This window comes from Bradyrhizobium sp. BLXBL-03 (assembly GCF_051853015.1).
Taxonomy (GTDB): Bacteria; Pseudomonadota; Alphaproteobacteria; order Rhizobiales; family Xanthobacteraceae; genus Bradyrhizobium; species Bradyrhizobium manausense.
Genome location: NZ_CP182470.1, coordinates 5,894,385 through 5,909,200, shown reverse-complemented (window position 1 = coordinate 5,909,200; position 14,816 = coordinate 5,894,385). Strand labels below are relative to the sequence as shown.

The window sequence follows — 14,816 nt, the reverse complement described above, 5'->3', positions numbered from 1 at the left end:
ACGGCGCGCGCAATTGATCACATCAGGCCCTGGGATGCCAAATGCACAGGCCGCATGGCACGCGCGCGTTATGCCGGGACCGGCGCGGTGTTCACGGCATGGCAGGCGACGCCGTCGATAAGTTTCGGAACTTCCTTGCGGCAAAGCTCGAACGCCAGCGGACAGCGCGGATTGAAGGCGCAGCCAGCAGGTGGATTGATCGGGTTCGGAATCTCGCCCTTCACCGGAATGCGCTGGCGGCCACTCATGGCGAGATCAGGCACGGCGCCGAGCAGCATCTTGGTGTAGGGCATGCGCGGGCGCGAAAACAGCTCGCGTCCCTCCGCGATCTCGACGATGCGGCCGAGATACATCACGCCGACGCGGCTCGCCATGTGTCGGACCACGGCGAGGTTGTGGCTGATGAACATGTAGGTCAGGCCGAACTTGTCCTGGAGGTCGCGCATCAGGTTCAGGATCTGTGCCTGCACGGAGACATCGAGCGCCGAAGTCGGCTCGTCACAGACGATGAACTCGGCGTCGGAGGCGAGCGCCCGCGCGATCGCAATACGCTGGCGCTGGCCGCCGGAGAACTCGTGCGGAAATTTCAGCCGGTCATCAGGATGCAGGCCGACGAGGCTGAGCAGCTCGCCGACGCGGGCCTGGATGTCGCGTTCGCCCTGGATCAGGTCGAAGGCGCGGATCGGCTCGGAGATGATGGCATCGACCCGGAAGCGCGGGTTCAGGCTCGCATAGGGATCCTGGAAGATCATCTGGATGCGGCGACGCAGCTTTCGCCGTGCGGGAGCCTGCCTTGGATCGGTCATCGAGATGCCGTCGATCAGGACGTCGCCGGAGCTCGGCGGCAAAAGGCCGACGACCATCCGGGCCACCGTGGTCTTGCCCGAGCCGGACTCGCCGACGAGGGCAAAGGTCTCGCCCTTCTTGATGTCGAAGGTGACGCCATCGACGGCTTTGAGAAATTCGAGATGCCCACCTTCGAGCACGCGGTTGAGCCAGGGCTTGGAAACGTCGAAGACGCGGCGCAGATTTGTGCCCTGGACGAAAGGCGTGCTCATGCCGCGGTCTCCGCCGGCACGGTGTCATAGAGATGGCAGGCGACCGATTGCGCGCCGTGCGGCAGCGGCTCGGGCCGGTCGACGCGGCAGCGGTCGAATGCGAATGCGCAGCGCGGGTTGAACGAACAGCCGCGCGGGATGGCTGAGAGCCGCGGCATCGAGCCGGGGATCTGCACCAGACGCTTGTCGTCGCCGGCAAGCGTCGGGATCGCGCCCATCAGGCCCTTGGCATAGGGATGCAGCGGGTTCTTGACGACATCCTGCACCGGACCGATCTCCGCGACACGGCCGGCATACATCACCGCGACGCGGTCCGAGGTCTCGGCGATCACGCCCATGTCGTGGGTCACCAGCATCACGGCGGTGCCGTGGTCGCGGCCGAGCCGCTTGATCAGGGAGATGATCTGCGCCTGCACGGAGACGTCGAGGGCGGTGGTCGGCTCGTCCGCGATGATCAGCTCCGGCTCGGCACAGATTGCGAGCGCAATCACCACGCGCTGGCGCATGCCGCCGGAGAATTCGTGGGGATAGCCGTCGATGCGCTTTTCGGGCGCGGGAATGCCGACCTCGGCGAGCAGATCGATGGCGCGGCGGCGCGCGGCCTGTTCGGACAAATTGAGATGGGTCCGGATCGTCTCCACGATCTGGTCGCCGACCTTGTACAGCGGATTGAGCGAGGTCAGCGGATCCTGGAAGATCATGCCGATGCGCTTGCCGCGGACGCGTCGCATCTCCTCCGGCGGCAGATCGTCGATCCGCAGGCCGGCGAGGCGAATCTCGCCGCCGGCAATGCGGCCGGGCGGGTCGATCAGGCCGATCACCGAAAGCCCGGTCACCGACTTGCCGGCGCCGGATTCGCCGACGACGCCGAGTACTTCGCCCTTGGCGATGTCGAACGAGACGCCGTCGATGGCGCGCAGCGTGCCGCGGCGCGAGGCGAACTCGACCTTGAGATTGCGGACGGAGAGGACGGGTTCGGTCATGAACGCTGTAGACTCATCGGAGTTTGGGGTTGAGCGCGTCGCGCAGCCAGTCGCCGAGCAGATTGATCGACAGGATCAACGCCGCAAGTGCAATTCCGGGGAAGGCCACGATCCACCATTCGCCTGCGAACAGATAGCCGTTGCCGATGCGGATCAGCGTGCCGAGCGACGGCATGGTCTCGGGCATGCCCGAGCCGAGGAACGACAGCGTCGCCTCGGTAATGATGGCGAGCGCGAGGTTGATGGTGGCGATCACGAGGATCGGCCCGGTGGTGTTCGGCAGCACGTGGCGCAGCATGATCACGGGGGCGGGCAGGCCGATCAATTGCGCGGCCGCGACATAATCCTTGTTCTTCTCGACCAGGACCGAGCCACGCACCGTGCGGGCATATTGCACCCAAAAGCTGAGCCCGATCGCAAAGACCAGGACCGCCAGCATGCTCATCTCGTCGAGCTTGTTGCCGAAGACCGATTTGGCGATGCCGTTGATCAGAAGCGCGATCAGGATGGCCGGGAAGGAGAGCTGCACGTCGGCGATGCGCATGATCAATCCGTCGACCGCGCCGCCGAAATAGCCGGCCGTCAAGCCGAGCAGGATGCCGATCGCGCCTGACAAGACCACGCCGAGCACCCCGACCAGCAGCGAGATGCGCAGGCCGTAAAGGATCGCGGACAGCACATCGCGGCCCTGCTCGTCGGTGCCAAGCAGGAACGGGCTCTGGCCGTCGGCGGTCCAGAGCGGCGAGATGCGCGAATTCATCAGCTGGAGCTGCGCCGGGTCGAACGGATTCTGCACCGACAGCACCGAAGCGAAGATCGCGACCAGGAAGAACAGCAGCGTCACACCCGCCGCGATCATGGTGATCTTGGAGCGGCGGAACGAGTAGAACACGTCGCTGTCGAGCGCGCGCCTGAACCGGCCAGGCGACGCCGCAGGGCGCTTCTCGGTTGTATGCGGAACGACGGCTTCGCTCATGTCAGTGTGCCCGGCTGACCGTCGAGCGCAGCCGCGGATCGACGATGGTATAGAGGATATCAACCACGAGATTGATGGTGACGAAGATCAGGGACACCATCATCAAATAGGCCGCCATGATCGGGATATCGACGTTCTGAACGGCTTGCACGAACAGGAGCCCCATCCCCGGCCACTGGAACACGGTCTCGGTGATGATCGCGAAAGCAATGACCGAGCCAAATTGCAGGCCGGCCACCGTGATCACGGGAACCATCGTGTTGCGCAGGGCGTGCCCGAAATGGATCGCACGTGTGGTCAGGCCACGGGCGCGGGCGAAACGGATGTAATCGGTCCGCATCACTTCCAGCATTTCGGCGCGGACGAGCCGCATGATCAGCGTCATCTGAAACAGCCCAAGCGTGATCGCGGGCATGATCAGCGCCTTCAATCCTGATAAGGTCAGCAGGCCCGTGGTCCACCAGCCGATATGCACGACGTCTCCCCGCCCGAACGAGGGCAGCCAGCCGAGCGTCACCGAGAACAGGTAGATCATGAGGACGCCGATCAGGAAGGTCGGCAGCGAAATGCCGATCAGCGAGACGGCCTGGAATATATGCGTGAGCCAGCTGTCGCGGCGCAGCGCCGAATAAACGCCCATCAGGATGCCGCTGAGCATCGCGAAGATCGTGGCAACGATGGCCAGCTCGAGCGTCGCCGGCATCCGCTCCATCAGCAGATTGGTGACAGGCAGGCGGAACTGGTAGGACACCCCGAACTTGAACTGCGCAGCGTTGCCGATATAGCGGCCGAACTGCACGATGACGGGATCGTCGAGGCCGAGCGATTTGCGGATCGCGGCGCGTTCGGCGCCCGACGTATCCATCCCGACCATCTGGTTCACGGGATCGCCGGCGAAGCGGAACATCGAGAACGCGATGATTCCAACGGCGATCATGACGCCGATGGCCTGGATGGCCCGGCGTAGTGTGAAAGCGAGCATCTGTTCCTTTCACATCTCTTCAGCAGCACGCATCATTGCGTTAGCCCGAAACAGCAAGTCCCGGAAGCCAGATCTTGAAAGCGATGGCTTCCGGGACTCCACAACTAGTCGACACCTACTCGCCTTGCATGGTCGCCCAGTAGAGCCTGACCATGTTGTCCGCGCCTTGGGTCAGCTTCACCTTCTTCGACACGCCCCAGGCGAGCGCCTGCTGGTGCAGCGGGATATAGGCCCAGTCCTTCATCGACAGCTCGAAAGCCTGCTTGATCAGGAGATCGCGCTTGGCCGTATCGGATTCCACGAGAACCTTGTCGGCGAGCTCGTCGAACTGCTTGTTGCAATAGCCGGCGAGATTGGCTTCACCGCGATTGGGATCCTTGGGATCGTCGCGGCAGCCCATGATGTCATGCAGCACATTCTGGGAATCGAGCGTATCCGGGGTCCAGCCCAGCATGTACAGCGAAGTTTTGTAGCCGCCGGGCTTGAGCACCTTGGCGAAATACTGGGCCTTCGGTTGTGCCTGCAGGTCCACCTTGATGTTGATGCGGGCGAGCATGCCGACGATCGCCTGGCAGATCGCGGCGTCATTGACGTAGCGATCGTTCGGGCAATCCATCGTCACCTCGAAACCGTCAGCATAGCCTGCGTCTGCCAGAAGCTTCTTGGCGGCGTCGGGATCGAACTTCGGCCGGGTGAAATCCTTCGAGGGAAAGATCTCCGGTGCCACCATCAATGCGGACGGCGTGGACAGTCCGCGCATGACGCGATTCTTGATCAGCTCGATGTCGATCGCCCGGTAAACGGCTTCACGGACGCGAACGTCCTTGAACGGGTTTTTGCCCTTGACGTTGGAATACAGCAGTTCGTCACGTGCCTGATCCATGCCGACAAAGAGGGTGCGGAGCTCGGGTCCCGTCAGCACGGTGGCGTTGGGGCTCGCTTTGACGCGCTCGATGTCCTGGACCGGAACCGGTTCGATCACGTCGACCTCGCCCGACAACAGCGCTGCGACACGCGTGGCCGGGTTTGCGATCGGGGTGAAGACGATTTCCTTCAGATTATGCTCCGGCTTGCCCCACCAGTTCGGATTGGCCTTGAAGACGGTCTTCACGCCCGGCTGGTGGCTCTCGATGGTAAAGGGACCGGTGCCGTTCTCATGGAGCGAGGCATAGCTCGGGGTCGTTGCCGCGGCTGGCGTCGGTGCCACCGCATCGTTCGCCTCTGCCCATTTCTTGTCCATGATGTACCAGGTCGCCCACAGCGCCGTCAGGATGGGATTGGGCGAGCTCAGGACGAAATCGACCGTGTAATCGTCGACCTTGACGACCTTGGCATCGGCCGGGACGCGGCTGAGGAAGTTTGAACCTTTTGCCCGCACGCGCTCGGCCGAGAACACCACGTCGTCAGCGGTGAAGGGGTCGCCATTGTGGAATTTGACGCCCTTGCGCAGGTGGAAGCGCCAGCGCGTCGGCTCCGGCGTCTCCCAGCTTTCGGCCAGCGCCGGGATGATCTTCAGGTCCTTGCCGCGGGCGACCAGGCCCTCATAGACATGGCCGAGATGCGCGCTGGTGGTCGATTCGTTCAGCGTGTAGGGATCGAGCGACTTGAGCTCACCCTGGTTGGCGTAGCGCAGCGTCTGGCTCGACGCCGGCGACAGCGCCAACGCAAGCGTACCGGCGAGCGTCGCCGCAAACAGACTTCGTCCGACTGACATTCTTGACCCTCTTCACTCGCCCCGACCGTCATTTTTGATTGTTCGGCGGGGCTGATCGATCCATGTTGCCCAGAGTTCTCGACCCGTGCAAGCGCCATTCCAGCAAGGAACGCGCCAAGTTGCACCGCTTTGCAGCAATGCTGACCAGTCTTTTAAGGGAGACAGGCGCGCGAGCGACATTGAACTTTCGGCCGGGTCGGACCTCGAAAATGAGGTGGAAATGGCCCGCCGGCGCCCGTTCGCGCCGACAATTTGATTGACCATATCCGCCGATCGCGGCAGGCCGGTGTCTCGTCCCCGGCTCAGGTCGCTTGCGTCGCACACCATGTCGCGGCGATACTGTCTGACGCCGCTCGAATCTCATCCGGAGGGCACATGAAAGTTAATATCGAAATCGACTGTACCCCCCTCGAGGCCCGCCAGTTCTTCGGATTGCCGGATGTCTCGCCGATGCAGATTGCCGTCATGGATAAGCTGCAGCAGCAGGTCCTGAGCAATATCGACAAGGTCTCGCCGGAATCGCTGATCCAGAGTTGGTTCACCTTCGATCCCAAGCTGGCGGAACGGTTTCAGGACATGTTCGTGACCATGGCTGGTCTCGGCGCCCCGCGCAGCGGCGACAAGAAGAAGTAATGTCCGACGCGCGCGAGGCGGGGCCAGGCTCGGGCCGGCTTCGTCCGCCGGCCCTCGGCCTGCTGCTCGCGGAGGCGCGCGGCCTGTTCGAATTCAACGCCAGCGTGCTGCTGTCACCGCTGCTGATGCGCGCGCCCAGGGGCGACGGCCATCCGGTGCTGGCGCTGCCGGGCTTTCTCGCCAGCGATCTGTCGATGGCGCCGATGCGGCGCTATCTGCGCGAGCTCGGCTATGAGGCCCATGCCTGGCGCATGGGCCGCAATCTCGGCGGGCTCGCGCGGATGCGGGAAACCTTGCGCGCCCGTCTCACCGAGATCCACGCCGCAAGTGGACGCAAGGTCAGCCTGGTCGGATGGAGCCTCGGCGGTGTCTATGCCAGGGATCTCGCGCTTCAGGCACCTGAGTTGGTCCGCTATGTCGTCACACTCGGCAGCCCCTTTGCCAATGATGTGCGGGCGACCAATGCGACCGCGCTGTATGCGGCGTTGTCCGGCGAGCGGGTCGAAAGCTTTGCCGAACTGCGCGAGGCGATCGCCGGTGATCTCAAGGTGCCGGCGACGTCGATTTATTCGCGCGCAGACGGCGTCGTGAATTGGCGGACTTGCCTGCTGCACCCCTCGGACCGGGCCGAGAATATTGAAGTGTATTTCGCCAGCCATATTGGGCTCGGAGTGAACCCGGCGGCATTGTGGGCCGTGGCGGATCGCCTGGCGCAACCGGAGGGGGAGTTCTGGCCATTTGACCGGAGCGGGCCGTTTGCCATTGCATATGCCCCGCCGGAGCGGGCAGTATCGGCCTGACGAGAAGCGCCGTCAAAGGCGCCCGTCGAATATTCGGGAGGAAACTATGGCTGACGGTAAGAAACTGTCGTCGCTGGACGCATCGTTTCTCTATCTGGAAACGCCTGAGATGCCGATGCATGTCGGCAGCATGGCGATCTTTCGCCTGCCTGACGACTACAAGGGCGACTTCTTCGAAGACTTCAAGGCGATGATCGTCTCGCGGCTGCACATCGCGCCGATTCTCAAAGCGCGCCTGGAGAAGGCGCCGCTCGACATCGATCATCCGACCTGGGTTGAGGACGACCAGTTCGACATCGACCGTCACATCTTCCGCGCCAGCCTGCCGGCGCCGCGCGACCGCGCCACGCTCGAGCGCATCGTCGGCTGGATGCATGCCAAGCTCCTGAATCGTGCCCGCCCGCTCTGGGAGTTCTACGTGTTCGAGGGCATGAAGGACAACGAGGTCGGGCTCTATTCCAAGATGCACCATGCCGCCATCGATGGCGGCGCCGGTGCAGCGCTGACCAACATGATCTACGACATCTCCCCGATCCCGCGAAAGGTCGAGCCGCCGACGGGCGGGTCGAAGCCCGGGCAGGAGCCGCGCGACATCGCTGCGAACCTGCTCGATTCCTATCAGCAGCTCTTCAGCCAGCCGCTCGAAGCGTCGACGGCTGCGAAGAATCTGCAACTGCCGCGCACCGGCAAGAGCGATATTGGCTCGATCCTGTTCGACAACGCGATGTACCAGATCGAAAGCGCGGTGCGCTTCGCCGGCAACATCCCGACCGTGCTCAAGAGCGTGTCCGACGTACTCGGCAAGATCGCCGATCCGAAGTCGCGCGAGAGCCTTGCCAGCATGGTGTCGCCGCCGACCATGCTGAACAAGACCATCTCGTCCGAGCGGAGCTTTGCCGGCGTGTCGATCTCGCTGTCGCGCGCGAAGGCGCTGGCCAAGCAGGCCGGCGGCAAGCTCAACGACGTGGTGCTGGCGCTCGCCTCCGGAGTCGTCCGCCGCTACCTGCTGCAATACGGTACGCTGCCGGCGAAATCCCTGACCGCGGCCGTGCCGATCTCGCTGCGCGAGGAGGGCAACACTGAGGCCAACAACCAGGTGTTCGGCATGATCTGCTCGATCGCGACCAACGTTGCCGACCCTAAGGCACGGCTCGAGGCCATCATCGCGCAGTCGACCAAGTCCAAGGAGATGTCGCATCCCTTGCGCGCGCTGATGCCGCAGGTCTCCAATATCTCGATGCTGGGCGCGCCGATCATGGTGCAGATCCTGGCATTGCTCTACAGCCGCTCAAATCTGTCGGACGTGTTGCCGCCGGCCGCCAACATCACTGTGTCCAACGTGCCGGGGCCGCGTCAAACGCTCTACGCCGCCGGCGCCGAGCTGCTGCACATCTTTCCGGTCTCGATCTCGACCCACGGGCAGGCGCTCAACATCACCGTGCAGAGCTATCGCGACCAGCTCGACTTCGGCTTCATCGTCGGCGCCAACATCATTCCGCATGTGCAGGTGATGTGCGACATGCTGCCGGAGGAGTTCGCCGCGCTCGAAGCGGCCTATGGGCCGCCGGCGTCCGACATCAAGGGCGCCGCGGAATAAGGAACAAGCGATGATTGAAATGCCGCCGCTCCAGTTCGCGCAGACGAACGGAATCCGCATGGGCTATTACGATGCGGGCCCAGTGACCGACAAGCCGCCGGTTGTGCTGTGCCATGGCTGGCCGGAGCTTGCCTTCTCCTGGCGCCACCAGATCAAGGCGCTGAGCGAGGCTGGCATCCGCGTGATCGCGCCCGATCAGCGCGGTTATGGCGCGACCGACCGGCCCGAGCCGGTCGAAGCCTACGACATGGAGCATTTGACCGGCGATCTCGTCGGATTGCTCGATCATCTCAACATCGAGAAGGCCATCTTCGTCGGCCACGATTGGGGCGGTTTCGTCGTCTGGCAGATGCCGTTGCGGCACCCGTCACGCGTCGCCGGGGTCGTCGGTGTCAACACGCCGCATTGGGATCGCGCGCCGATGGATCCGATCGCGCTGTTCCGTCAGCGCTTCGGCGACCAAATGTATATCGTCCAGTTCCAGGATCCCGCGCGCGAGCCGGACCGGATCTTTGGCAGCCGCGTCGAGCAGACGTTTGACGCCTTCATGCGCAAGCCGGCTGCGCGCCCTCCCGGTGCGCCCGAGGAACAGCCGATTGCCGGCATTGGTGCTTCGCCCCGCATCAATCTGGCGTTCCCGCAGATGATCGCGAATTACGACGCCAGACATGATCCGCGGACGCCGATCCTGTCGGCGGACGAGAAGAAGGTGTTCGTCGACACGTTCACAAGAACCGGCTTCACCGGCGGCATCAACTGGTATCGCAATTTCACCCGCAATTGGGAACGCTCGAAAGGGCTCGATCACCACATCGGCGTGCCCTCGCTGATGATCATGGCCGAGAACGACGCGGTACTGCCGCCCTCTGCGGCCGACGGCATGGAGAGACTGGTGACTGACCTCGAGAAGTACCTTGTGAAGGACAGCGGCCATTGGACGCAGCAGGAGAAGCCGGAAGAGGTCAGCAGCAAGCTGATCGAATGGCGTAGAAGGCGGTTTGGCTGATCCGTCATTGCGAGCGAAGCGAAGCAATCCAGGAATGCATCGGCGGAGGCGGTCTGGATTGCTTCGTCGCCAGCGCGAAATTGCTCCGCAATTTTGTCGCGAGCTCCTCGCAATGACGAAGTTGGCGATCGCGGCAGGGGGAAACGTTTTTTATGTCATCGAAGAACCGTCTGGATCCGATTCCGCAGCCGCCAACCAAGCCGGTGGTCGGCAACATGCTGTCGCTGGACTCGGCCGCTCCCGTGCAGCATTTGACCCGACTTGCCAAGGAGCTGGGCCCGATCTTCTGGCTCGACATGATGGGCTCGCCGATCGTCGTCGTGTCCGGCCATGATCTCGTCGACGAGATCTCCGACGAGAAGCGCTTCGACAAGACGGTGCGCGGTGCGTTGCGGCGCGTGCGCGCGGTCGGGGGCGACGGCCTGTTCACGGCGGATACCAAGGAGCCGAACTGGAGCAAGGCGCACAATATTCTGCTGCAGCCCTTCGGCAATCGCGCCATGCAGTCCTATCATTCGAGCATGGTCGACATCGCCGAGCAACTCGTCCAGAAATGGGAGCGTCTGAACGCCGACGACGAGATCGACGTCGTCCATGACATGACCGCGCTGACGCTCGACACCATCGGCCTCTGTGGCTTCGACTACCGCTTCAACTCGTTCTACCGGCGCGACTACCATCCCTTCGTCGAGTCGCTGGTTCGCTCGCTCGAAACCATCATGATGACGCGCGGCCTGCCGTTCGAGCAGCTCTGGATGCAGAAGCGGCGGAAGACGCTCGGCGAAGACGTCGCTTTCATGAACAAGATGGTCGACGAGATCATCGCCGAGCGCCGCAAGAGCGCGGAGGGCATTGACGACAAGAAGGACATGCTCGCCGCGATGATGACCGGCGTCGACCGCTCGACCGGCGAGCAGCTCGACGATGTCAACATTCGCTACCAGATCAACACGTTCCTGATCGCAGGTCACGAGACCACCAGCGGCCTTTTGTCCTACACGCTCTATGCGCTGCTGAAGCATCCGGACATTCTCAAGAAGGCCTATGACGAGGTCGATCGCGTCTTCGGCCCCGACGTCAACGCCAAGCCGACCTATCAGCAGGTGACGCAGCTTACCTACATCACACAGATCCTGAAGGAGGCGCTGCGGCTGTGGCCACCGGCGCCGGCCTACGGCATCTCGCCGCTGAACGACGAGACCATCGGCGGCGGCAAGTACAAGCTCAGGAAGGGCACGTTCGTCACGATCCTGGTGACCGCGCTGCATCGCGACCCCGGCGTCTGGGGACCCAATCCCGATGTCTTCGATCCCGAGAATTTCAGCAAGGAAGCCGAGGCCAAGCGGCCGATCAATGCCTGGAAGCCGTTCGGCAACGGCCAGCGCGCCTGCATCGGACGCGGCTTTGCCATGCACGAGGCGGCGCTGGCGCTCGGCATGATCCTCCAGCGCTTCAAGCTGATCGATCACCAGCGCTATCAGATGCACCTGAAGGAAACGCTGACGATCAAGCCCGAAGGCTTCAAGATCAAGGTGCGTCCGCGTGCGGATCGCGAGCGTGGCGCCTATGGCGGCCCGGTCGCGGCTGCGGCTTCTGCGCCAAAGGCACCACGACAGCCGACGACACGGCCAGGCCATAACACCCCGATGCTGGTGCTCTACGGCTCCAATCTCGGCACGGCTGAGGAGCTCGCGACGCGCATGGCTGATCTTGCCGAGATCAACGGCTTTGCCGTGCATCTCGGGCCGCTCGATGAGTATGTCGGGAAGTTGCCGCAGCAGGGTGGCGTGCTGATCATCTGCGCATCCTACAACGGCGCTCCGCCCGATAATGCGACGCAATTCGTCAAATGGCTCGGCGAGGATTTGCCGAAGGATGCTTTTGCCGGTGTGCGCTACGCCGTGTTCGGCTGCGGCAACAGCGACTGGGCCGCAACCTATCAATCGGTGCCGCGCTTCATCGACGAGCAGATGTCCAAGCATGGCGCACGCGCGGTCTATCCGCGCGGCGAGGGCGATGCGCGCAGCGATCTCGACGGCCAGTTCCAGAAATGGTTCCCGGCGGCTGCCCAGGTCGCGACCAAGGAATTCGGCATCGACTGGAATTTCACCCGCACCGCGGAGGATGATCCGCTCTACGCGATCGAGCCTGTCGCGGTGACCGCCGTCAACACCATTGTCGCCCAGGGCGGCGCGGTCGCGATGAAGGTGCTTATCAATGACGAGCTTCAGAACAAGTCCGGTGCAAATCCGTCGGAGCGATCGACGCGCCATATCGAGGTGCAGCTACCGGCCAACATCAGCTATCGGGTTGGCGATCACCTAAGCGTCGTTCCCCGCAACGATCCGACGCTGGTGGACTCCGTTGCCCGCCGCTTCGGCTTCCTGCCGGCCGACCAGATCAGGCTTCAGGTGGCTGAAGGCCGCCGCGCGCAATTGCCTGTTGGCAATGCCGTGTCGGTCGGACGCCTGCTCAGCGAGTTTGTCGAGTTGCAGCAGGTGGCGACACGGAAGCAGATCCAGACCATGGCGGAGCACACCCGCTGTCCGGTCACCAAGCCGAAGCTGCTGGCCTTTGTCGGCGAGGAGGCTGAAACGCTCGAGCGCTACCGGACTGAGATCCTGGGCAAGCGCAAATCAGTGTTCGACCTGCTGCTTGAATATCCGGCCTGCGAGTTGCCGTTCCACGTCTATCTGGAAATGCTCTCGCTGCTGGCGCCGCGCTATTACTCGATCTCGTCCTCGCCGTCGGTCGATCCTGCGCGTTGCAGTGTCACCGTCGGGGTGGTGGAAGGACCGGCGGCCTCCGGGCGCGGTACGTACAAGGGCATCTGCTCGAACTATCTTGCCAACCGGCGTGCGGGCGACACGGTCTACGCCACCGTGCGCGAGACCAAGGCCGGTTTCCGGCTTCCCGACGATCCGTCCGTGCCGATCATCATGATCGGTCCGGGCACAGGGCTCGCGCCGTTCCGCGGCTTCCTCCAGGAGCGCGCCGCGCGCAAGGCCAAGGGCGCCAGGCTCGGACCGTCCATGTTGTTTTTCGGCTGCCGCCATCCGGACCAGGACTTCCTCTACGCGGATGAGCTCAAGGCGCTTGCTGCGAGCGGCATCACCGAGCTGTTCACCGCGTTCTCGCGGGCGGACGGACCGAAGACCTATGTGCAGCACGTCCTCGCCGCGCAGAAAGACAAGGTCTGGCCGTTGATCGAGCAGGGCGCAATCATCTATGTCTGCGGCGACGGCAACAGGATGGAGCCCGACGTGAAGGCGGCGCTGGTTGCGATCTACCGCGAGAGGAGCGGCAGCGATGCGGCCGCGGGCGCCCGCTGGATTGAGGAGATGGGTACGAAGAACCGCTACGTGCTGGACGTCTGGGCCGGCGGGTGACCGCCAGCCCAATCGTGCTAAACGTCTCCCATGATTCCCTGGGAAAAGATCGACACCGCCAAAATCCCCGGCTCGGACGAGGAGCTCCGCCTGATGCGGCGGGGCAAGGAGTTTTCGATCAAGCTCGGCACCAACGAGCTGATGAACAACCGCCTGTCGGGCTCCGAAGCCGCCCTCGCAACGCTCGCAGCGAAGCAGATCGAGAAGGTGACAAGACCCGTCGTCCTCATCGGCGGCCTCGGTATGGGCTTTACGCTGCGCGCGGCGCTGGCCGTGCTTGGAGCCAAAGCGAAGATCGTGGTCTCCGAACTGGTGCCAGCGGTGGTGGCGTGGGCGCGCGGTCCGATGGCGGAGGTCTTCGGCGACAGTCTCGATGATGCCAGGGTGAGCATCCGCGAAATCGATGTTGGCCAAATCATCCGAGCAAAGAGCTCGGCCTTCGACGCCATTCTCCTCGACGTCGATAACGGACCGGAGGGGCTTACGCGGAAGGGCAACGATGCACTGTACAGTGCGAGCGGATTGACGACCGCAAAGGCGGCGCTGCGGCCCGGCGGTGTACTCGCCGTCTGGTCATCGGGGCCCAATCCCGCTTTCACCAAACGACTTGGCCGCGCCGGCTTCGACGTCAACGAGATCAATGTGCGCGCCACCGGCAAAGGCGGCGGGGCGCGCCACGTGATCTGGATCGCGAAGAAGCCTTAAGCCGCTTTGGTCGCGGCGCCATGCGCGTGCTTGTCGATCGCGCCGATGATCTCCGGCCAGAACCGCATCGGCAGCGCGTGGCCCATGCCCTCGATCATCAACAGCTTTGCGCCCGGAATTGACTCCGCCGTGTCCTTGCCGCCCTCGGGGCGCACCAGCGGATCGACGGAGCCATGGATCACCAGCGTCGGCGTCTTCACGCCATGCAGCCGTTCCTTGCGGCTGCCGGAGGCCAGCACGGCGCGGAGTTGCCGGCCGACGCCGGCGGGATTGAGCCCGCGGGCGAAGACGCGTTCGGCACGACCTGGATCGAGCGCTTCTTCCTCGGGAAAGGAGCCGGCCCGCAATATCTTCCAGGTCTCGCCGAAGCGCGTGATGAACTCTTCCTTGCTGCGCGGGGGCGGCGCCATCAACATCGCGGCAGCCTCCCGCGTCGGCGGCGGCACGCGCGGATTGCCCGTCGTCGACATGATCGACGTCAACGAGCGCACGCGCTGGGGAAACGACAACGTCACTTCCTGCGCGATCATGCCGCCCATGGACGCTCCGACCAGATGCGCAGCCTTGATGCCGAGCGCATCCATCAGCCCGACCGTGTCCTTGGCCATGTCGATCAGCTTGTAAGGAGCGGCCACGGGAATCCTGAGGAAGCGCAGCTTCATCAATTCGAGCGGCGTCAGCCGCTTGCCGCCCGTGAGATGGCTCGACTTCCCGATGTCGCGATTGTCGAAGCGGATCACGCGAAAGCCGCGCGCGGCAAGCTGCTCGCAGAAGCCATCGTCCCAGTGGATCATCTGCGCGCCGAGCCCCATGATCAGCAGAAGCGGCTCGGCATTGTCGTTGCCGAAAATCTCGTAGCAGATGTCGATGCCGTTGGCGCGAACGGTCTGCGGCGGCTGATGGGCGGAAGCGTTCACCGGATTGTTCCCCTGTGGCAGGCCGGAATTGTATCGCATGGTTTGCCGCCGCAAAG

General features: G+C 63.6%; 12 protein-coding genes. 6 read left to right on the top strand and 6 right to left on the bottom strand.

Going from position 1 to position 14,816, the window contains the following annotated elements; genetic code table 11:
• Positions 1-68 precede the first annotated feature (68 nt).
• The 5 genes from ACNJX9_RS28315 to ACNJX9_RS28295 all read right to left on the bottom strand — a co-directional run bounded on the left by ACNJX9_RS28315 (position 69) and on the right by ACNJX9_RS28295 (position 5,713).
• Positions 69-1,058: an ABC transporter ATP-binding protein gene (locus tag ACNJX9_RS28315; RefSeq protein WP_057753236.1), complete on the bottom strand. Its 990-nt coding sequence runs from the start codon at positions 1,056-1,058 to the stop codon at positions 69-71.
• On the bottom strand, positions 1,055-2,041 hold the full coding sequence (locus tag ACNJX9_RS28310; RefSeq protein ID WP_057753234.1) for an ABC transporter ATP-binding protein: 987 nt from the start codon (positions 2,039-2,041) through the stop codon (positions 1,055-1,057). The genes ACNJX9_RS28315 and ACNJX9_RS28310 overlap by 4 nt, the downstream gene beginning before the upstream one ends.
• A gap of 13 nt (positions 2,042-2,054) precedes the next feature.
• A complete protein-coding gene (locus ACNJX9_RS28305; RefSeq protein WP_057753232.1) occupies positions 2,055-3,017 on the bottom strand; it encodes an ABC transporter permease in 963 nt (320 codons plus the stop codon).
• Between the two features lies 1 nt (position 3,018).
• Positions 3,019-3,999, bottom strand: coding sequence for an ABC transporter permease (locus ACNJX9_RS28300; RefSeq protein ID WP_057753229.1), 981 nt, complete (start codon positions 3,997-3,999; stop codon positions 3,019-3,021).
• Between the two features lie 115 nt (positions 4,000-4,114).
• Positions 4,115-5,713, bottom strand: coding sequence for an ABC transporter substrate-binding protein (locus ACNJX9_RS28295; RefSeq protein ID WP_057753227.1), 1,599 nt, complete (start codon positions 5,711-5,713; stop codon positions 4,115-4,117).
• Positions 5,714-6,088: 375 nt separating this feature from the next.
• Between ACNJX9_RS28295 and ACNJX9_RS28290 the strand changes: the two genes are divergently transcribed.
• The 6 genes from ACNJX9_RS28290 (at position 6,089) to ACNJX9_RS28265 (ending at position 13,843) form a co-directional block, all read left to right on the top strand.
• Positions 6,089-6,346, top strand: a complete 258-nt coding sequence (locus tag ACNJX9_RS28290; RefSeq protein WP_057753225.1) for a DUF6489 family protein — start codon at positions 6,089-6,091, stop codon at positions 6,344-6,346.
• Positions 6,346-7,146 (top strand): esterase/lipase family protein, encoded by an 801-nt coding sequence (locus ACNJX9_RS28285; RefSeq protein WP_439405292.1) that lies wholly within the window; start codon positions 6,346-6,348, stop codon positions 7,144-7,146. The genes ACNJX9_RS28290 and ACNJX9_RS28285 overlap by 1 nt, the downstream gene beginning before the upstream one ends.
• A 46-nt stretch (positions 7,147-7,192) precedes the next feature.
• On the top strand, positions 7,193-8,743 hold the full coding sequence (locus tag ACNJX9_RS28280; RefSeq protein ID WP_439405290.1) for a WS/DGAT/MGAT family O-acyltransferase: 1,551 nt from the start codon (positions 7,193-7,195) through the stop codon (positions 8,741-8,743).
• Positions 8,744-8,753: 10 nt separating this feature from the next.
• Positions 8,754-9,749 carry an alpha/beta fold hydrolase gene (locus ACNJX9_RS28275; protein WP_439405288.1) on the top strand — a complete coding sequence of 332 codons (996 nt, stop codon included), beginning with the start codon at positions 8,754-8,756 and terminating at the stop codon, positions 9,747-9,749.
• Positions 9,750-9,901: 152 nt separating this feature from the next.
• Positions 9,902-13,138 carry a bifunctional cytochrome P450/NADPH--P450 reductase gene (locus tag ACNJX9_RS28270; protein ID WP_439405287.1) on the top strand — a complete coding sequence of 1,079 codons (3,237 nt, stop codon included), beginning with the start codon at positions 9,902-9,904 and terminating at the stop codon, positions 13,136-13,138.
• Positions 13,139-13,168: 30 nt separating this feature from the next.
• Positions 13,169-13,843, top strand: a complete 675-nt coding sequence (locus ACNJX9_RS28265; protein ID WP_439405285.1) for a spermidine synthase — start codon at positions 13,169-13,171, stop codon at positions 13,841-13,843.
• Here ACNJX9_RS28265 and ACNJX9_RS28260 read toward each other — a convergent pair.
• Positions 13,840-14,799, bottom strand: coding sequence for an alpha/beta fold hydrolase (locus tag ACNJX9_RS28260; protein WP_083514521.1), 960 nt, complete (start codon positions 14,797-14,799; stop codon positions 13,840-13,842). The genes ACNJX9_RS28265 and ACNJX9_RS28260 overlap by 4 nt on opposite strands.
• Positions 14,800-14,816: the final 17 nt, after the last annotated feature.